The sequence below is a fragment of the Vibrio tapetis subsp. quintayensis genome, assembly GCF_030409945.1.
In the GTDB taxonomy this organism is placed as follows: domain Bacteria; phylum Pseudomonadota; class Gammaproteobacteria; order Enterobacterales; family Vibrionaceae; genus Vibrio; species Vibrio quintayensis.
The window spans coordinates 48,492-68,833 of record NZ_JAUFQV010000039.1 but is presented as its reverse complement, the minus strand read 5'-3'; the positions used below and the strand labels follow the sequence as shown (position 1 = coordinate 68,833).

Below are 20,342 nucleotides of genomic sequence, written 5' to 3'. Positions count from 1 at the left end.
ATAAATGGCGATGATATCTCAATTGTCGCTAAAAAAGTGAGGGTGTTATGTCGAATTCACTGTCTGCGATTACAGCAGATGCCGGTCCATTTGCATTGTACGTACAGCTAAAAATCACGGCTTCGCATAGCCAGGTGTTAGAGCAATTGAAAACGTTGCCATCATTAGTTGCCGAATTAAACCAACAACAGCCAGACGCAAACCTAAAAGTACACTTAGCATTCAGTCATGGTTTTTGGGCCGAAACGAACCAAGCCATGCCATGCGAGTTGATCGTGTTTCCTGAGTTAGGTGAGGGTGACATTCACGCACCAAGTACAGACGTCGACGTTTTATTGCATTGTCACTCCAATCGTCATGATTTGCACTTTTACTTACTACGTAAACTGCTCACTAACGTTGAGGCTTACGTAAACGTGGTGGATGAAACTTATGGTTACCGTTACTTGGATAGCCGCGATATGACCGATTTTGTTGACGGAACTGAAAACCCAAAAGGTGAACAGCGAGCAGAAGTGGCGTACATCAACGATGGCGCTTTCGCTGGTGGCAGTTACGTAATGGTGCAGCGTTTCATTCATACACTTCCAGCTTGGAACGACATGTCTGTTCAAGCACAAGAGAAAATCATTGGCCGTACAAAGCCAGACTCGATTGAACTAGATGATGTGCCAGCTGCATCCCATGTTGGCCGTGTAGATATTAAAGAAGACGGCAAGGGCTTGAAAATAGTGCGTCACAGCTTGCCTTATGGCACGGTGTCTGGTGAGCATGGCTTGTTGTTTATCGCTTATTGCAACACGGTACACAACTTTACTGCAATGCTGGAAAGCATGTATGGCGTAACCGATGGACAGTCAGATCAGTTACTGCGCTTTACCAAAGCGGTTACAGGAGCGTATTTCTTTTCGCCTTCTCCTGAGATGCTAGAAGCCACCACGATCTAATATCAGCTTCATATTTTAAAAACCTCACTTCATATAAGTGAGGTTTTTTTTGTTTTCCATTTAAGTATTCGAGTACTCAGCCGTTATTAAGCTGATAACCATTTTTTTACTACATCCGTATTTACTAAAAAGCGAGCACGATGGCAGTTACTGTTAATACTAATGTTCCAGCTCTGGTGGCCCAAAGAAATTTAGGCCAAGCGACCAGTGCATTGAACCAATCCTTGGAGCGACTCGCTTCAGGGAGCCGTATTAATGGAGCAAAGGATGACGCCGCAGGCCTGCAAATATCGAATCGGCTCGAAACTCAAATGCGAGGATTGGATGTAGCGGTACGTAACGCCAATGATGGTATATCCATCATGCAGACCGCTGAAGGGGCAATGAAAGAAACCACTAATATCCTGCAACGGATGCGAGATTTGTCATTACAGTCTTCAAACGGCTCAAACAGTAGTGCTGAGCGGACAGCACTTCAAGAAGAAATGTCGGCCTTAAATGACGAGTTAAATCGGATAGCAGAAACGACTTCTTTTGGCGGCCAAAAGTTACTTAACGGTTCATATGGTGATGCATCATTCCAGATTGGTGCCAGCGCCGGTGAATCAGTCATGGTCGGTATTAAGAGCATGCGCTCTGATACTTTAGCGATGGGCGGGGTTAGCTATATAGCTCAAAGCATGGCGGACAAGTCATGGACGGTCAGTGATGGTAACAATCAGTTTAATATTGGTTTTACAGACTCTAATGGCCAGGCCGTATCTCTAAATATCAGTGCTAAAGTTGGTGATGATATAGAAGAGTTAGCCACGTACATTAATGGTCAAACAGATGAAATCTCTGCTTCGGTTAATGAAAAAGGGCAACTACAAGTTTTTGCGAGCAGCAACGAAGTCGCCAGCGGCTTGAGTTTCTCGGGAGAACTGGCCGCAGAGCTGAGTATGTCAGGGCCTAAGCTAGAAACCGTCAATGATATTCAAATAACCGATGTGGGTGGGGCGCAACGTGCCGTATCTATCATCGATAGCGCACTCGGTTTTGTTGATAGCCATCGAGCAGAGTTAGGGGCGTTTCAAAACCGTTTTGATCATGCCATTAATAACCTAGATAACATCAACGAAAACCTAGCGGCTTCTAACAGCCGAATAAAAGACACCGATTTTGCCAAAGAGTCGGTTAATATGATCAAGCAGCAAATCCTACAACAAGTCAGCACCAGTATTCTTGCTCAAGCGAAGCAAACGCCAAATATGGCCCTTACGTTACTCGGTTAACTCCTTCCTCTCTATTTTCATAGACAAAAGACCTAAAATAACGATTTATATATATCTTGTTGCTTATTATGTGCAAATAATAACCCGCTCAATTATTGATTTTTCATTTCATATTTCTTGTTTCTATTGGTTAAAATCCCTTTATTTAAAAGGCTTTACTAGATAAAAAAGAAATCTGTATCGGCGGTGAGTTAAAACACTTTAGCGGAAAATGTCGAAAAATAACCACTTGGTGAAAAAATGGCCACTTAAGCCACTAAAGTGAATTTATTTAGGATAATGGCTAAAGGAATTGGAATTGGTGTCGTTACTAAGAATAACTTAAATAAATCAACTTGGTTTTTCGCGACGGCGAAAGCCGCAGTACGAAAAATCAATTGGAGAATTCATCATGGGCATGACAGTAAACACCAACGTATCAGCGATGACCGCGCAGCGTCACCTTAACAACGCATCGAATGATTTAACGACATCAATGGAAAGACTGTCATCTGGCTCAAAAATCAACAGTGCAAAAGATGATGCAGCTGGCCTGCAAATCTCTAACCGCTTAAATGTTCAAAGCCGTGGCCTTGATGTTGCTGTACGTAACGCCAACGATGGTATTTCAATTGCACAAACTGCTGAAGGTGCAATGAATGAAACGACGAACATTCTACAGCGTATGCGTGATCTTTCATTGCAATCATCAAACGGCTCGAACTCTAAATCAGAGCGTGTGGCGATTCAAGAAGAAGTCACTGCACTTAATGATGAATTAAACCGAATTGCAGAAACCACCTCGTTCGGTGGCAATAAACTTCTTAACGGCACATACGGCACCGCGTCATTCCAAATTGGTGCAGATAACGGTGAAGCAGTCATGCTAACGTTAAAAGACATGCGCAGTGATAACGATCAAATGGGTGGCTCTAGCTACCAGGCAGCAAATGCAAAAGACAAAGACTGGACAGTCGAAGCTGGCAAGAACCAATTGGATGTTAAGCTGACAGACAACGCGGGTGTCGAGCAGACGTTTTCTATCACTGCTAAAGAAGGCGATGATGTAGAAGAATTAGCAACGTACATCAATGGTCAAACTGACATGGTAAAAGCGTCAGTAAATGAAGAGGGCAAGCTACAAGTATTTGCTGGTAACAACAAAGTTGCGGGCGATGTAGAGTTCAGTGGTTCACTGACGTCAGATCTAGGCCTGGCAAAAAGTGGTGATGTAACGGTTGATAGCATTGATGTAACTTCTGTTGGTGGAGCACAAGAGTCCGTAGCTATCGTTGATGCCGCACTTAAGTATGTCGATAGCCACCGTGCTGAATTAGGCGCGTTCCAAAACCGTTTCGAACATGCTATCAGCAACTTAGATAACATTAATGAGAATGTGAATGCCTCTAAGAGCCGCATTAAAGATACTGACTTTGCTAAAGAAACGACGTCTATGACTAAGTCTCAGATTTTACAACAAGCGTCTACTTCTATTTTGGCTCAAGCGAAGCAAGCACCGAATGCTGCCATGAGCTTGTTAGGCTAGATATAACGCCTTATAAAGATAAAGTGTTGAATAGAGAAAGAGCCTTATTTGGGCTCTTTTTTTTGAACGAAGAAAAGGTATCGGCGCTTTATTACGGAACTTTAGCGTAAAAATACAAACTTTTACGAATAGGGTGACGAGGATCATTTAACCGTTTGAATATGTATTTTTTATTAAAAAAGTGGCCCGTTTAGTTAAAGGTTTATTAGGGGGCGCCGTTACATTAAGTAACAGAGAGAGCAACAACAATTTGGTTTTCCGCGACGGCGGAAACCGCAACATCGGAAAATCAATTGGAGATATCATCATGGGTATGACAGTAAACACAAACGTATCAGCAATGACAGCACAGCGTCATTTAAATAACGCATCGAGTGACTTAACGACTTCTATGGAACGTTTGTCTTCGGGTTCTAAAATCAACAGTGCTAAAGACGACGCAGCGGGTTTGCAAATTTCTAACCGCTTGAACGTACAAAGCCGTGGTTTAGGTGTAGCAGTACGTAACGCCAACGATGGTATCTCTATGGCACAAACCGCTGAAGGCGCAATGAACGAGACCACCAACATACTACAGCGTATGCGTGACTTGTCTTTGCAATCAGCGAATGGTTCTAACTCTAAATCTGAGCGTACCGCGATTCAAGAAGAAGTAACGGCATTAAACGATGAATTGAATCGTATTGCAGAAACAACCTCTTTTGGTGGTAACCGCTTACTTAACGGTACATTCGGTACTTCATCTTTCCAAATCGGTGCAGATAACGGTGAAGCCGTTATGTTAAGCATTAAAGACATGCGCTCTGATAATGAAATGATGGGTGGTAAAAGTTACCAGGCTGCGAATGCGAAAGACAAAGATTGGACGGTAGACCCTGCAGCATCAGATTTAACTATTGCACTTACAGACGCTTCAGGCGCGGCTCAGAACTTAACCATCAACGCCAAAGGCGGAGATGATATAGAGGAACTTGCCACTTACATTAACGGTCAGACCGATCTTGTGAAAGCGTCTGTTGGCGATGATGGTGCACTACAAGTCTTTGCTGGCAATAACAAAGTCACGGGTGACGTGACCTTTGGTGGCGCTTTGGCTGGAGACCTGAGTATCGGAGCTGCGAAAAGCGTTACCGTCGATACTATTGATGTAACAAGTGTTGCAGGTGCTCAAGAGTCGGTTGCGATTGTTGATGCGGCACTTAAGTATGTAGATAGTCACCGAGCAGAATTGGGTGCATTCCAAAACAGGTTCGACCATGCGATAAGCAACTTAGATAACATTAACGAGAATGTGAATGCCTCTAAGAGCCGAATCAAAGATACCGACTTTGCTTCTGAGACAACCTCAATGACGAAATCACAAATTCTACAACAAGCATCAACGTCAATTTTGGCGCAAGCGAAACAAGCACCAAATGCAGCAATGAGTCTATTAGGATAAAACCTACTGAGCTAATTGTTAAAGTTTCAAAAAGGGATGCTTATGCGTCCCTTTTTTACGTATAGGGCCTAATAAACTAGCATAAATTGATGCTCTAATTAAAAAGTTAACTTTTTTGCATAAAAGTACTAAAGATCTAGAAAGTGGTGCCGTTAAATTAAGTAACTGAGAGAGACACAACTACTTGGTTTTCCGTGACGGCGGAAAGCGCAACACAGAAAATCAATTGGAGCAATACAATGGGCATGACAGTAAACACAAACGTATCGGCAATGACGGCACAGCGCCACCTTAACAACGCATCAAGTGACCTAACGACTTCAATGGAGCGTTTGTCATCTGGGTCGAAAATCAATAGCGCAAAAGATGATGCGGCCGGTCTGCAAATTTCCAATCGTTTGAATGTTCAAAGTCGTGGCCTTGATGTTGCTGTTCGAAATGCCAACGATGGTATTTCCATTGCACAGACGGCTGAAGGTGCAATGAATGAAACAACGAATATCTTACAACGTATGCGTGACTTGTCTTTGCAATCATCAAATGGTTCAAACTCCAAATCAGAGCGTACGGCAATACAAGAAGAAGTAACGGCACTGAACGATGAATTAAATCGAATTGCTGAAACGACATCTTTTGGTGGTAACAAGCTACTTAACGGCACGTTTGGCACTGCTTCGTTCCAAATCGGCGCAGATAATGGTGAGGCAGTTATGCTTAGCTTGAAAGATATGCGCAGTGATAACTCTAAAATGGGCGGCACAAGCTATCAAGCCGCTAATGCAAAAGACAAAGATTGGACCGTTGAAACAGGTAAAAACCAACTGGACGTTAAGCTGACAGACAACACAGGTGTCGAGCAAACTTTCTCTATTACGGCCAAAGAAGGCGATGACGTAGAAGAGCTAGCAACTTACATTAACGGTCAAACTGACATGGTAAAAGCGTCAGTAAATGAAGAAGGTAAACTGCAAGTTTTTGCGGGCAATAACAAAGTGGCCGGCGACGTAGAGTTTACCGGTTCGCTATCTTCAGACTTAGGCCTGGCAAAGAGCGGTAACGTTACTGTCGACACCATTGATGTTACGTCTGTTGGTGGAGCACAAGAGTCGGTCGCCATCGTTGATGCGGCACTAAAATACGTAGACAGCCACCGTGCAGAACTGGGTGCTTTCCAAAACCGTTTCGATCACGCAATCAGTAACTTAGATAACATTAATGAAAACGTGAATGCATCTAAGAGTCGTATCAAAGATACCGATTTTGCATCAGAAACCACATCGATGACGAAATCTCAAATTCTACAACAAGCGTCGACGTCTATTTTGGCGCAAGCGAAGCAAGCCCCTAATGCAGCAATGAGCCTGCTAGGTTAACGATAAATCAGTCTGACTCACCATTATGGGTGAGTTTTTCTGATCGTATGACGAAATAGTTAAAGACAAAACTCATCGGCAATGTGTCAGTAATCTTGAGTTATTGTTGTAATTAACTTGTTTAAATAAGCCTTGGCTAACACTTTTGTTGTTAGGGCGTTATTTTGCCTAAAAAAGTAGTATTTTCATTAAAGAAAAACCGTTGTGAGCCGTTAAATTAATTAACGAAGACAAACACAGCAACTTGGTTTTCCGCAATGAGCGGGAGCCGCTACAACGGAAAATCAATTGGAGAATTCATTATGGGCATGACAGTAAATACAAACGTTTCAGCAATGACAGCACAACGTCACTTGAATAACGCATCGAGCGATTTAACCACTTCAATGGAACGTCTTTCATCAGGTTCTAAGATCAACAGTGCAAAAGATGACGCTGCGGGTTTGCAAATTTCGAATCGCTTGAATGTACAAAGTCGTGGCCTTGATGTCGCCGTACGAAATGCCAATGATGGTGTTTCTATCGCTCAAACCGCTGAAGGTGCGATGAATGAAACCACCAATATCCTACAACGTATGCGTGATTTGTCGCTGCAGTCATCGAATGGTTCGAACTCAAAATCAGAGCGTACCGCAATTCAAGAAGAAGTAACGGCTCTAAATGATGAGTTGAATCGAATTGCAGAAACGACTTCGTTTGGTGGTAACCGCCTACTTAACGGCACGTTTGGTACAGCATCCTTTCAGATCGGCGCAGATAACGGTGAAGCGGTAATGCTGAGCCTAAAAGACATGCGCAGTGACAACACCATGATGGGTGGTAAAAGTTACCAGGCAGCGAATGCAAAAGACAAAGACTGGACAGTCCCAGCCGCTTCTGACTTGACCATCACATTAAAAGACAGTGCAGGTGTGGATCAGACGCTTAATATCACCGCCAAGCAAGGTGATGACATAGAAGAGCTAGCAACCTACATCAACGGCCAAACAGACCTGGTGAAAGCTTCTGTAGGTGATGATGGCAACTTACAAGTGTTTGCTGGTAATAACAAAGTACAAGGTGACGTGACTTTTGCTGGTGGTCTAGCGGGTGAGTTGAATATGAACCCAGGTCAAGATGTAACCGTGGATACCATTGATGTCACCTCCGTCGCGGGCGCACAAGAATCCGTCGCCATCGTTGATGCTGCGCTGAAGTACGTAGATAGCCACCGAGCAGAATTAGGTGCGTTTCAAAATCGTTTCGAACATGCAATCAGTAACTTAGATAACATTAATGAAAACGTGAATGCCTCTAAGAGCCGAATCAAAGATACCGATTTTGCCTCTGAAACAACGTCTATGACTAAGTCTCAGATATTACAGCAAGCATCGACGTCAATTTTGGCTCAAGCAAAACAAGCACCGAACGCGGCAATGAGCTTACTAGGTTAACAGACATAGCTAGGGTGCAGGTCACTGCACCCAAGATTCAAGTCGTCGGTGACACATACTGGGTATTTATGCCGCCGCACTCATTCGAGTCTATTTTATAGAGCGAATGTAATAGAGCGTATGTAGTCGCCTTGAATAGATGCGTAATAGGTACATTGGTTATTGGCACTAGGTATAGCGCTAATAACCAACATACTTAAAACAGAACTTAGGCAGATCGAATGCCATCAGGTTCTGTATTTTGCGACAAGTAGCAATAAACCAGGAGATAACAGTGAACTAAGTAAATTTAAGCGTCCCATACATAACGTTAGGGGTGTGCAATTCAACATTAGAGGTTACCTAAATATAGGTGTCATGATATCGAGCACGAATGGTGCAGGTAGACACATTATATACAGGGCCAGTTGAGGTAAGACGAGTATTTCGGGCTTCTAGGATTTGCTGAACGCATTAATCGTAGAGTGACCAATGCTATCTACGTCATATCTGTGCATCTACTTAAAACTGGATCAAAGATCCATTGTTTGTGAGCTGGCGTAACTAGATCATTGTTTAGCAGCACAAGTGAATTTGTGTTCCTTAACTTATTGCTACTTGGGTAATAAGGCCAGCGTTTTTTAGCTGCCTAAATGCCTAACCCACCCATTACTGTCTTGGCTGACAGGGTTTACTCCTACCCCTAGGTAAATTTTATTAAAGTTTAATTTATATAATTATAACTATATGTTTAGCATCGATTATTTTTATCAAACCTATTAAGTTGATGTTTTTAAATGAAATAAACAGTTAAATTGTTGTTTTGTTAAAATTAATCCAAAAAAAGCTAAAGAATTTAAAGGTTAAGTCGATACAAAATATGACTTTGAGAGAACTAATTGGTTTTCCGAGACGTCGGAAACCGCCCTTATAGGAAAATCAATGGGAGAAACACCATGAGCATGACAGTTAATACAAACGTATCGGCTATGACAGCCCAGCGCCATCTAGGCAATGCAGCAAGTGACGTATCCTCTTCAATGGAACGTCTATCTTCTGGCTATAAAATCAATAGCGCAAAAGACGATGCAGCAGGTCTACAAATTTCTAACCGCTTAAACGTACAAAGCCGCGGTTTAGATGTAGCAGTTCGAAATGCAAACGACGGTATTTCGATGGCACAAACTGCTGAAGGGGCAATGAACGAAACAACAAACATCCTGCAACGTATGCGTGATCTTTCGCTTCAATCATCTAACGGTTCAAACAGCAAGTCTGACCGTGTGGCGATTCAAGAAGAAATCACAGCATTGGATGATGAGCTTAACCGTATTGCAGAAACAACATCATTTGGTGGTAACAAACTGCTAAATGGTACGTTCGGTGACGCTGCATTCCAGATCGGCGCAGATAGTGGTGAAGCTGTAAAGCTTGGCATCAAGAGCATGCGTTCTGATACTGCTGAAATGGGTGGCCAATCTTATGTTTCAGGCAGCGCAAAAGACGCAAACTGGACAGTAGATGCAGGTACTGCCGATCTATCTATCGGGTTCACTGATAAAAGTGGTGCAGCGCAAACTCTTAACATCACAGCAAAAACTGGCGATGACATCGAAGAGCTAGCGACTTACATCAACGGCCAGACAGACATGGTAAAAGCGTCTGTAGGTGATGATGGTGCATTACAAGTGTTCGCTGACAACAACAAAATCGAAGGTGCTGTTACTTTCGGTGGCGGTTTAGGTGGCGACCTTGCAATGGGTGCAGCTCAAGCAACAACGGTTAAAGACATCGATGTTACATCAGTAGCTGGTGCTCAACAGTCTGTTGCTGTCGTGGATGCAGCGTTGAAATACGTGGATAGCCACCGTGCAGAGCTAGGTGCTTTCCAGAACCGTTTTGACCATGCCATCAGCAACTTAGATAACATCAACGAAAACGTTAATGCATCTAAGAGTCGTATCAAAGACACGGACTTCGCGAAAGAAACAACGGCTATGACTAAGTCGCAAATTCTTCAACAAGCGTCGACTTCGGTACTTGCTCAAGCAAAGCAATCTCCAAATTCAGCGTTAATGCTACTAGGCTAGCACTGGATTAGGAAAAGGGCGGATTAAAGGTGGTCATTGGCATGGTCACCTCCACTCCACTGGGTATCGACGGTTAACCTGGTAAGTCAATCGTCTATCCCCATCGCCCGCGCTAATCAGTAATGATTTAGTGCATCGATGTGGAGCACTCTCTCACTCATCTTTAAACCTGAGACGTATTAAAGGAGTTTACTGTGGCGCTAACGGTTAACACCAATGTAAATGCTATGTCTATCCGCCATCAACTTAATGGTGTGGTAAGCGATGCAAATACAGCCATGGAACGCTTAGCCTCAGGCAGTAAAATTAATACTGCGAAAGATGATGCAGCTGGTCTGCAAATAGCCAATAGATTACATGTACAAACTCGCGGAATAGATGTTGCGGTAAGAAACGCCAATGAAGGTATGTCGATAGTTGCGACAGCTGAAGGCGCTCTTGATGAGTCTACAGACATAATGACTCGTATGCGTGACCTCGCCATTCAATCAGCGAACGGCAATAATAATCGTGACGACAGAGTCGCTTTGCAATCGGAAGTTAGAGCGCTAAGTGATGAATTGAATCGAATTGCTGAAACCACCACATTTGCTGGTGATCAACTGATTAATGGGACTTATGGAACAAAGTCTTTTCACATTGGGCCAAACACCGACGCCATTATGGTATCGATGACGGACATGCGCTCAGATGAAAAGCAAATGGGTGGAGTAAGCTATTTAGGAAATAACATAAAAGACAAGGATTGGGTCGTACCTGATACAGGTAATATGCTCAATATCCAGTTTGAAGATCTCTCAGGAAAGCCCGTGAACTTGCAAATTAAAGCAAAAGCGGGTGACAACGTTGAAGAGTTGGCCACTTACATTAATGGCCAAACGAGAGAATTGAGTGCCTCTGCTAATGAGCATGGGCAGCTCCAATTGTTTGCAGCTCACAATGACGTCACATCAGAACTTAATTTTAGCGGCCCTTTAGCCGCTGAGTTAGGCCTGAATAAAGAGAAAGAGTTCACCGTTAATAATATTGATGTCACAACAGTTGGGGGTTCGCAGCAAGCGATTACTTTACTGGATACGGCTATTAAATATGTAGACAGTGAACGAGGTCAATTAGGAGCAATGCACAATCGATTTGAACGTGCTGTTTCTAATCTAGGCAATATGAGTATCAATTTAAATGACTCCAAAGGTCAATTACGTGATACCGATTATGCCAAAGTCACAACATCACTGACTAAAGCGCAAATATTACAACAATCGTCTTCAGCGGTACTGGCTCAAGCCAATCAGTTACCGTCAGCAGCAACCAGCTTGCTGCACTAAATTGAAAGCGAGAGCTTTGGAACGGTTATGTGGTGAAGTCACCGTGAAGTAATGGTGACGATAGCAAAGATCAAAATAGCAAATGGAAATGAGTTTTTAGCTCTAAGTGTTCTTTCTCAAGAGAACTTAGAGCAGAGAATTTTTGCACCACCTTAGCGATGTCCCAGTCTTAAAACGCTGGGTTTAGCTTGAAGTTCCTAGAGGCGACAACGTCCGTTGTATTCGCCGAATTTCTACGTTTAAGCAAAAACTTACCGTCAAGTTATTTCTTCATTTATTTTCAAAAAACTCCCTTTTTTTACTAAAGATCTCCTGTTTAAGGCCGTTATAAGGTATGCGAGAAATGAGATGGTCTAGTGAGGTGAGAGTCGCGAAGCCATCATCCTTAATGTCAAAGGAGATCAACTATGACAATTACAGTGAACACAAATGTGTCTGCTATGACGGCTCAGCGTAATTTAAACAACGCTTCGACGGACATGGGTAGATCAATGGAGCGTTTATCTTCGGGTTACCGGATAAACAGTGCGAAAGATGATGCTGCGGGCCTTCAAGTATCCAATCGCTTGAATTCGCAAAGTCGCGGTTTAGACGTGGCAGTGCGTAATGCAAATGATGGTATTTCGATAGCGCAAACAGCTGAAGGGGCGATGAACGAGACCACCAATCTTCTTCAACGCATGAGAGACCTTTCACTTCAATCGTCTAATGGTTCGAATAGCCGCTCCGAGCGCGTTGCGATTCAAGAAGAAGTTTCCGCTCTAAACGATGAGTTAAATCGTATTGCTGAAACCACTTCATTTGGTGGCAACAAGCTCCTGAATGGTACTTATGGGGCACAATCGTTCCAAATAGGTGCTTCTTCAGGTGAAGCTGTAACGCTACAAATGGGTAATGTACGCTCAGACCATGCCGACATGGGTGGGAAAAACTACAGCGCGAATAACGGCAAAGCCGCAGATTGGCGCGTAGCGAGCGGTTCTAATGACTTGACCTTTACGTTTGACGACAAAGAGGGTAACGAGCAAGTACTTACCGTTAATGCCATTGCTGGTGATGACGTTGAGGAAGTTGCAACTTACATTAATGGTCAGCAGGATTACCTAAAAGCTTACGTCGGCGAAGAAGGCAAATTGGGCGTTTTCGCTCATAGCCAAAAAGTAGAAGGCAGTGTTGATTTCAGCGGCGCGTTAGCCGGAGAATTTGACCTGGACAACGAGCAAGATGTAACGGTAAACAATGTTGACGTTACAACTGTGGCTGGTTCCCAGCAAGCCGTATCCGTCATTGACGGTGCATTAAAAAATGTTGACAGTAAGCGCGCAGAGCTTGGTGCATTCCAAAGCAGATTTGACCACGCTATTAATAACCTTGATAGCATCAACGAAAACGTAAATGCTTCGATGAGTCGCATACGCGACACTGATTTTGCTAAAGAGACGACGGAAATGACCAAGTCTCAGATCTTAGGGCAGGCGAGTACGTCTATCCTGGCTCAGGCGAAACAGACACCATCCGCGGCACTGAGTTTGTTGGGTTAATCTGGTATACTTCACATAAAGAAGCATGTGGACGGGTAACCGGAAACACACTAAACAAGGTGGAGGTGTGATTGTATGGACATAACATCCTACACATCGATTTCCCAGCCTTATGGTAGTGGCATAAATATTGCTTCTGAAACTGAACGTGCATCCAGTGTTAATGCGCAAAATAGAGCAGAAGAACAGATAGACACACGAGAAGTCGTGCGAAACGAATCAGCAGAGGTATTCGCTGAAGAGCGGACTAAACTTACTGCAGATGAGTTGGACAAACGAATAGACGAAGTAAATGATTTTGTTTCTTCTATTAATAAAGGTTTATCTTTCAGATTCGACGAAGGATCTGGGCGAGATGTAGTAACGATATTTGATGCAAATACTGGCGACATTATCAAACAGATACCTAGCGAAGAAATGCTTGAAATTTTACGGCGCCTAGCCGCCAATTCCTCCGGTTTAATCGTGGAAAAGGTGTAATGGCATGAAGGTGATTTAAATGAGTTTAAACCCTATGGGTGGATCTGGCATGGACATCAACTCCATGGTTAGCAAAATTGTCGATTCGGAGCGCATACCAAAGCAGCAACGTCTCGATAATGAGCGCGCCAAAGTTGAGACCAGCATCAGCGCTTACGGGCGGCTCAGAGAATCACTGGATACTATGAAGGCACTGATGGCTCAGTTTCGTCAGGAGAAGGCTTTTGCTGTTCGATCAGTAGAGTCTTCCGATGAAGACGTAGTTTCTGCTACAGCCACAACGGACGCAATCGCAGGCAGGTATGCTGTCGATGTGTTGCAGCTTGCTCAGAATCACAAGTTAGGGTCTAACGTGATTGCTGAGGACACTAAATTTGGTTCTGGTGAGCTGCAAATCCGTTTAGGAAAAAGTGACTTTACCGTTGATATTAAACAGGACGCAAAACTGATTGATGTGATTAAAAGCATCAACGGAGCTGCGGATAATCCCGGTGTTCGCGCTGCTGTCATTAACGATGTTAATGGCCAGCGCATTGTTTTGGCATCCGAGAAGTCAGGGGTTGAAAACCAGATCTATGTATCTGCCACTTCTTCCTCTCCTAACAACAAGCTTATGGAGCTTGAATACAAAACTCTTGAAGAACGTGTAGCCGATCTTGAAAACGCGCAAGCGGATTTCGCAAAGCTGCAAGCTTCTCCTATTTTGACTGAAGATGGGCAAAGTGTTGCCGATCTTGAAAGTAAATACTCTCCGCAAGAAATAGACGAAGCGTTAGAGCGCTTCCCTAAAGCACCCGATGGCGTCACCCCGGTATATGTAGTTAACCTACCAGGGCAAGAAAATGACATCGGCCTCAAAGACGATGCAGGCGAACCTATTCCTCAACCTGAAGATGAAATTCCAGGTTTCTCTGAAGCGGCAGCCGGTACGTTATTCGATTCTTATGAAAAACCCGGTGAAAAAGACAAGCTAAGCGAAGATGAAGAGCTTAAAGCCTCAGAAATCCCAGGCTACTCTCCTAAAGCATCCGGTACGCTTGATGACTCTTATGTGACTGAGCGAGAGCGCGATGCGATTTTAATTGCTAACGCAAAAGCGCAACGTGAACAAGAGCTTGCTAACGCCAAAGCCGGTGTCGACTCAGCGCAGCGATCATTCAATGGCTACAGCGGCATGAATGAACTGCAAAAAGGCCAAGACTCTCTAGCCATGTTGGATGGTATCGCTCAAGTCAGTAGCGATAACAACGTGATCGAAAACGCAATTGATGGGATCGATCTAACACTGAAAGGGGTTTCTGATCCGAAAAAGAACACCGAGATTGGCATTGATTATGATCGTCAGCGAGTAAGAGGTGATATAGAGCAATTTGTTGCGGCCTATAATCAGTTCTATCAGACAACTAAAGAGCTATCAGGCTCAGACCCGTCCCGAGGTACATCAGGGCCACTTGCTGGTGACAGTATTGTTCGCTCCGCAGAGTCTCGTTTAAAGAATGTATTTACCTCTAAAATTGACCAAGCACCAGAAGATCTCAAGACCTTAACCGAATTTGGTATCACCACTACAAGGCAAGGTTCGCTTGAAATCAACTACGACATGCTTGACCGCCAGTTAAATGGCAACTTCAATAAACTCGAAGAGTTTTTTGGTGGAAACAATGGTTTCGCTAAAAAAGTAGAAGATGCGATACACTCCATGACGGGGGTGACCGGCTCAATTAGAACGCGTGAAAAAAGCTTGTTCGAACAGAATTACCGTTTGAACGATCAACAGACTCAGCTAGATCGTCGTATGGACGGGTTGCAGCAACGAACGCATGACAAATTTTCAGCAATGCAAGAAGCGACCGGCAAGATGCAATCGCAGCTTTCTGGCATGATGAATGCATTAGGTTAATATATGTTCAATGAATTGACGCAACTCCGTGAGCTCGATCTACTATTAGTGTCTTTTTTAGAAAAAGATGAAATAAACGCTGAAGAAATTGTTGAACAGGTCGATAAAAGAGAACAGTTGCTGAAGAGCATTTTACAACAGATCGGTAAAGCGCCAGAAACAGTCGATAAAGACGAATGGCAAACGGCCGTTGAGCGCACTAAAAAAATCGTTCTGTTGATGCAAGCAAATACCGATAAGATAGCTGGATATTTAAAAAAATATCGACACGGTAACAAATCCGTTCAGTTATATAAGCAGTTTTTATAAAGAGAGGATTACCATGCGAGGTTCTTTACAGGCTTACAAGAAGGTTTCAGTAGACAGTCAACTGTCTGCAGCCTCTCCGCACAAGATCATTCAGATGCTCATGGCGGGTGCAATTGAGCGATTGATCCAAGGTAAAGCTGCCATGCAACAGGGCAATATTGCCGTTAAAGGCGAACGCCTAGGTAAAGGGCTCGATATCATAATCAGCCTACGCACTTGCCTATCTATGGACGACGGTGGTGACATTGCCAAGAACCTAGATCAGCTATACGAATTCATGATTACTCAAATTACCATCGCTAACCAGAAAAATGATCCTCAACCCATCGATGACGTAATCGACATCATTCGTGAGATAAAGTCTGCTTGGGATCAAATTCCAGCCGAGTTTCACAACCTAACGGCAGCTGAGATCGGCCAATAAATCATTAAGTTAGTTTTAGAATAAATCTCACATAGATAACCTGCTTGGTTGCCTTATTTTTTTATTATCTTAGAATAGAGCCATTAAAGAGCCTATTTCTTTAGTGGCTTTTTGTTTTTTGTCCTCTGAGTCGTTCCGATAGATTGTTTTTTGTGCAAAATTATAAACAAAAGCAAAAAAACACGGTGGCAATACTCGGTATGTACGATAATGATTAAATTATGAAGGCAATACTTTATTTCTATGCAAGGCTTAGCACAAATGCTGGTCATTGAAGATGACCAACAGGTTAGACACGATTTAAGCATTATCCTCGACTTTATAGGCGAGCAAGGGAACGTTTTTGGCTCGCATCAAATGGATCAAATTGATTGGTCTGGCGAGTGGGCTAGCTGCATTCTTGGTTCATTGAATTCTTCCGCTGATATCACTTCTATCACTAAGAAGCTTCAGCAGGCGAACCACATTCCCTTATTGGCTTTAGGTAGTAATGCGATCAAAGTTGAAGAGTTTCCTCATTTCGTAGGAGAACTTCAGCTGCCTTTAAATTACCCGCAACTTAGTGATGCGCTTCGTCATTGCCAAGATTTCTTAGGTAAAAAAGGCCGTCCTCTTCCTGCTTTATCCCGTAAAAACACATTATTTCGTAGCCTGGTAGGTCAAAGCCAAAGCATTCAAGAAGTTCGCCACCTCATTGAGCAAGTCGCCAGTACTGAAGCCAATGTTCTTATTTTGGGCGAGTCGGGCACAGGCAAAGAAGTGGTCGCGCGTAACATCCATTACCATTCACCAAGACGTAAAGGCCCTTTCGTACCGATTAACTGTGGTGCGATCCCCCCTGATTTATTAGAAAGTGAATTGTTCGGTCATGAAAAAGGCGCGTTTACCGGGGCAATCACCTCACGTAAAGGCCGCTTTGAACTTGCAGAAGGTGGCACGCTGTTTTTGGATGAAATTGGCGATATGCCAATGCCAATGCAAGTGAAACTATTGCGAGTACTGCAAGAGCGTAGCTTTGAGCGTGTTGGCGGCAACGTCACCGTAAAAGCAGATGTTCGTGTAGTTGCAGCAACGCATCGCAACTTAGAGCGCATGATCGATGAAGAAAGCTTCCGAGAAGATCTTTTTTATCGTCTAAATGTCTTCCCAATTGATATGCCGGCGTTAAAAGATCGAAACGAAGACATTCCGTTGTTACTCAAAGAACTGATGACGCGTATGGAAGCAGAAGGCGGCCAGCCATTTTGTTTTACTCCACGTGCGATCAACTCTTTAATGGAACATGATTGGCCGGGTAATGTTCGTGAATTAGCGAACTTAATCGAGCGAATGGTGATCCTGTTCCCAAATAGCTTGGTTGATGTGAATCATTTGCCGACTAAATATCGATATAGTGATATTCCTGAATTCCATCCTGAAAATCAAACTCAAAATAAGAGTATTGAAGAGCAAGAACGCGATATTCTGGCCGACATCTTTTCTGAAGATTTCAGCCTAGATGATATCCCGATGGACATTGAAGAAGGGGTTGATCACCCACAGGAGCTTCCTGCAGAGGGCGTGAACCTAAAAGAATTGCTAGCAGATGTTGAAATCAACATGATCAACCAAGCGTTAGAAGCGCAAAATGGTGTAGTGGCACGAGCGGCCGATATGCTCGGGATGCGCAGAACAACCTTGGTTGAAAAAATGCGGAAGTATAATTTGAATCGTTAGATGGTCAAACATTTGACTGACCGTTGTTACGTCACTATTGGTGTAACTCTTTGTAAATTAATTATAAATAGCCTGGCATGTTACGTGCATGCCAGGCTATTGTTGTTTTTAGTCGGAAATCGGTCATGTCATCAGCAGAACAATCAGATTCAAACCCACTGTTAGGTAGCTTGGAACAGCAAGTCACCCGTTATAAGCAAGTTTTGGACGTCATGCCGGCAGGGGTGATCTTGCTTGATACGCAAGGAGTGATATGTGAAGCCAACCCAGAAGCCGAGCGTTTGCTCGATGTTCAGTTGCTTGGTCAGAAATGGTTTGAGGTTATTCAAGCGGCTTTTGCCCCGCAAGAAGATGATGGCCATGAGATATCACTGCGTAATGGCCGTAAAGTTCGCTTGGCTATTTCTGCTTCGAATACTGGGCAGTTGATATTGGTTACCGACTTAACTGAAACCCGTTTATTGCAATCTCGTGTAGGTGATTTACAACGTTTATCCTCATTAGGCCGTATGGTCGCCTCTTTGGCGCACCAAGTGAGAACGCCGTTGTCGAGCGCAATGCTTTATGCGGCAAATTTAGGTGCACCAAACTTACCGGCGACAACTAGATCACGATTTCAGAATAAATTGCTCGATCGATTACGCGATTTGGAAAAGCAAGTTAATGACATGCTACTGTTTGCTAAAGGGGGAGATAACAAAGTTATTCAACCTTTTACAACCAATGACCTGATCAACGAGTTTCAGCCAATGGTTGAGGCGGCCATTAAAAACAACCAAATTGATTTTTGTTTGGAAGTAGAAGACCACGACGCGTGCTTGATGGGCAATACGAATGCTATTGCTTCAGCTATCAGTAATTTGGTGATCAATGCGATTCAAATCGCGGGCAAAAATTCACAGATTGATGTGTTTGCTCGAGTTGTGGCCGGTGAACTGAAAATTTCGATACAAGACAGCGGCCCAGGCGTGCCTGCGGAACTGCAACAAAAAATAATGGAGCCATTTTTTACCACGCGCTCTCAAGGCACAGGGCTTGGCCTGGCGGTAGTACAAATGGTGACACGCGCTCATAAAGGGCGTTTAGAACTGATTTCAGAGCCGGGAGACGGTGCTTGTTTTACCGTCTGTCTGCCCCTTGCAAACCAAAACTCTGGAGAAGAATAATGGCGCAAAGCAAAGTGTTAATCGTAGAAGATGACGAAGGCCTACGCGAAGCTTTAGTCGATACCCTTGCCTTAGCAGGTTACGAATGGGTTGAGGCTGATTGCGCTGAACAAGCTTTGCTCATTCTAAAGTCTCAAGAAGTCGACATCGTTATTTCTGATGTTCAAATGGCGGGTATGGGCGGCCTTGCACTGCTGCGAAACATCAAGCTTCATTGGCCAAAACTGCCGGTTTTGCTTATGACGGCATACGCGAATATTGAAGATGCCGTTGCCGCAATGAAAGAGGGTGCCATTGACTATATGGCGAAGCCTTTTGCACCTGAAGTGTTGCTCAACATGGTGAGCCGCTACGCACCTGTAAAAAGTGATGACGGTGGTGATGCCATTGTGGCCGACGAGAAAAGCCTGAAGTTATTGGCTCTAGCAGACAAGGTTGCGAAAACAGACGCAAACGTGATGGTACTTGGCCCAAGCGGAAGTGGTAAAGAAGTGATGTCTCGTTACATCCATAATGCGTCTTTACGTAAAGATGGTCCATTTGTTGCAATTAACTGCGCCGCGATTCCAGACAACATGCTAGAAGCCACCCTGTTTGGTTATGAAAAAGGGGCGTTTACGGGCGCAGTACAGGCTTGCCCAGGCAAATTTGAACAAGCCCAAGGAGGCACTATTTTACTGGATGAAATCAGTGAAATGGACCTTAACCTACAGGCTAAGCTGCTGCGTGTGCTGCAAGAGCGTGAAGTTGAGCGTTTAGGCGGCCGAAAAAGCATTAAGCTGGATGTTCGAGTATTGGCAACCAGTAACCGAGATCTAAAAAAATACGTATCCGAGGGGAATTTCCGTGAGGATTTGTATTACCGACTGAATGTTTTCCCAATCTCTTGGCCACCATTATGCCAACGACAGGGGGATATTAGCCCATTGGCGGTTCACCTTGTTGAACGTAATTGTCAAAAATTGGGCTTACCCGTTCCTAGTATCTCCGAGGAAGCGTTAAATAAACTGCTGCATTATCCGTGGCCGGGCAACGTTCGAGAGCTGGATAACGTGGTTCAGCGTGCGTTAATTTTGAGTGAGCACAACAACATCGGAACCGAGCATATTCTGCTGGAAGGTGTCGATTGGGACGACGCGAGTAGTTTACAGTCCGTGGTTGAAAGTGGAGAGCTTGCGACGCCAAGTGTTAAGCCGATTGCAGAGCCTAATAATCCGTTAGCGAAAGCCGTATCGGGTAATGACGGGTTAGGATCTGAGCTACGCGAGCAAGAATACGCTATTATTCTAGAAACGATGATCGAATGTAACGGTCGTCGTAAGGAGATGGCGGAGAAATTAGGCATTAGCCCACGTACATTACGCTATAAGTTAGCAAAAATGCGCGATGCAGGTATTGATATTCCTAACTGATCCCAGT

The 20,342-nt window shown here is 43.9% G+C and carries 16 protein-coding genes; all 16 read left to right on the top strand.

Translation table 11 applies throughout. The annotated features are described in order from the left end of the window. The first annotated feature begins 47 nt into the window (after positions 1-47). Positions 48-947 carry a Dyp-type peroxidase gene (locus QWZ04_RS20360; RefSeq protein WP_290330086.1) on the top strand — a complete coding sequence of 300 codons (900 nt, stop codon included), beginning with the start codon at positions 48-50 and terminating at the stop codon, positions 945-947. A 140-nt stretch (positions 948-1,087) separates the two neighbouring features. After that, on the top strand, positions 1,088-2,221 hold the full coding sequence (locus QWZ04_RS20355; protein WP_290330085.1) for a flagellin: 1,134 nt from the start codon (positions 1,088-1,090) through the stop codon (positions 2,219-2,221). 391 nt (positions 2,222-2,612) lie between these two features. Further along, the gene (locus QWZ04_RS20350; protein WP_290330084.1) at positions 2,613-3,746 is read left to right on the top strand and encodes a flagellin; all 1,134 of its coding nucleotides are present in this window, start codon (positions 2,613-2,615) and stop codon (positions 3,744-3,746) included. Between the two features lie 307 nt (positions 3,747-4,053). Then, positions 4,054-5,187 (top strand): flagellin, encoded by a 1,134-nt coding sequence (locus QWZ04_RS20345; protein WP_290330083.1) that lies wholly within the window; start codon positions 4,054-4,056, stop codon positions 5,185-5,187. Positions 5,188-5,426: 239 nt separating this feature from the next. Beyond that, a complete protein-coding gene (locus QWZ04_RS20340) occupies positions 5,427-6,560 on the top strand; it encodes a flagellin (protein WP_102522747.1) in 1,134 nt (377 codons plus the stop codon). A gap of 302 nt (positions 6,561-6,862) precedes the next feature. Further along, positions 6,863-7,993 (top strand): flagellin, encoded by a 1,131-nt coding sequence (locus tag QWZ04_RS20335; protein ID WP_290330082.1) that lies wholly within the window; start codon positions 6,863-6,865, stop codon positions 7,991-7,993. Between the two features lie 935 nt (positions 7,994-8,928). Then, positions 8,929-10,062, top strand: coding sequence for a flagellin (locus QWZ04_RS20330; RefSeq protein WP_290330081.1), 1,134 nt, complete (start codon positions 8,929-8,931; stop codon positions 10,060-10,062). Between the two features lie 194 nt (positions 10,063-10,256). Next, a complete protein-coding gene (locus tag QWZ04_RS20325) occupies positions 10,257-11,387 on the top strand; it encodes a flagellin (RefSeq protein WP_290330080.1) in 1,131 nt (376 codons plus the stop codon). A 407-nt stretch (positions 11,388-11,794) separates the two neighbouring features. Continuing rightward, positions 11,795-12,928 (top strand): flagellin, encoded by a 1,134-nt coding sequence (locus QWZ04_RS20320; RefSeq protein WP_290330079.1) that lies wholly within the window; start codon positions 11,795-11,797, stop codon positions 12,926-12,928. A gap of 75 nt (positions 12,929-13,003) precedes the next feature. Beyond that, complete coding sequence (locus QWZ04_RS20315) at positions 13,004-13,408, top strand: flagellar protein FlaG (protein WP_290330078.1); 405 nt, start codon at positions 13,004-13,006, stop codon at positions 13,406-13,408. Positions 13,409-13,427: 19 nt separating this feature from the next. After that, on the top strand, positions 13,428-15,308 hold the full coding sequence (gene fliD, locus QWZ04_RS20310) for a flagellar filament capping protein FliD (RefSeq protein WP_290330077.1): 1,881 nt from the start codon (positions 13,428-13,430) through the stop codon (positions 15,306-15,308). A 3-nt stretch (positions 15,309-15,311) separates the two neighbouring features. Further along, positions 15,312-15,617 carry a flagellar protein FliT gene (locus tag QWZ04_RS20305; protein WP_290330076.1) on the top strand — a complete coding sequence of 102 codons (306 nt, stop codon included), beginning with the start codon at positions 15,312-15,314 and terminating at the stop codon, positions 15,615-15,617. Between the two features lie 13 nt (positions 15,618-15,630). Then, positions 15,631-16,041 carry a flagellar export chaperone FliS gene (gene fliS, locus QWZ04_RS20300; protein WP_290330075.1) on the top strand — a complete coding sequence of 137 codons (411 nt, stop codon included), beginning with the start codon at positions 15,631-15,633 and terminating at the stop codon, positions 16,039-16,041. Between the two features lie 243 nt (positions 16,042-16,284). Beyond that, a complete protein-coding gene (locus tag QWZ04_RS20295) occupies positions 16,285-17,757 on the top strand; it encodes a sigma-54 dependent transcriptional regulator (protein WP_290330074.1) in 1,473 nt (490 codons plus the stop codon). Between the two features lie 125 nt (positions 17,758-17,882). After that, positions 17,883-18,923, top strand: coding sequence for a sensor histidine kinase (locus tag QWZ04_RS20290; RefSeq protein WP_290330073.1), 1,041 nt, complete (start codon positions 17,883-17,885; stop codon positions 18,921-18,923). Further along, entirely contained in the window at positions 18,923-20,335 is a 1,413-nt protein-coding gene (locus QWZ04_RS20285) for a sigma-54-dependent transcriptional regulator (protein ID WP_290330072.1), read from the top strand. Before QWZ04_RS20290 ends, QWZ04_RS20285 begins: the two co-directional genes overlap by 1 nt. Positions 20,336-20,342 lie beyond the last annotated feature (7 nt).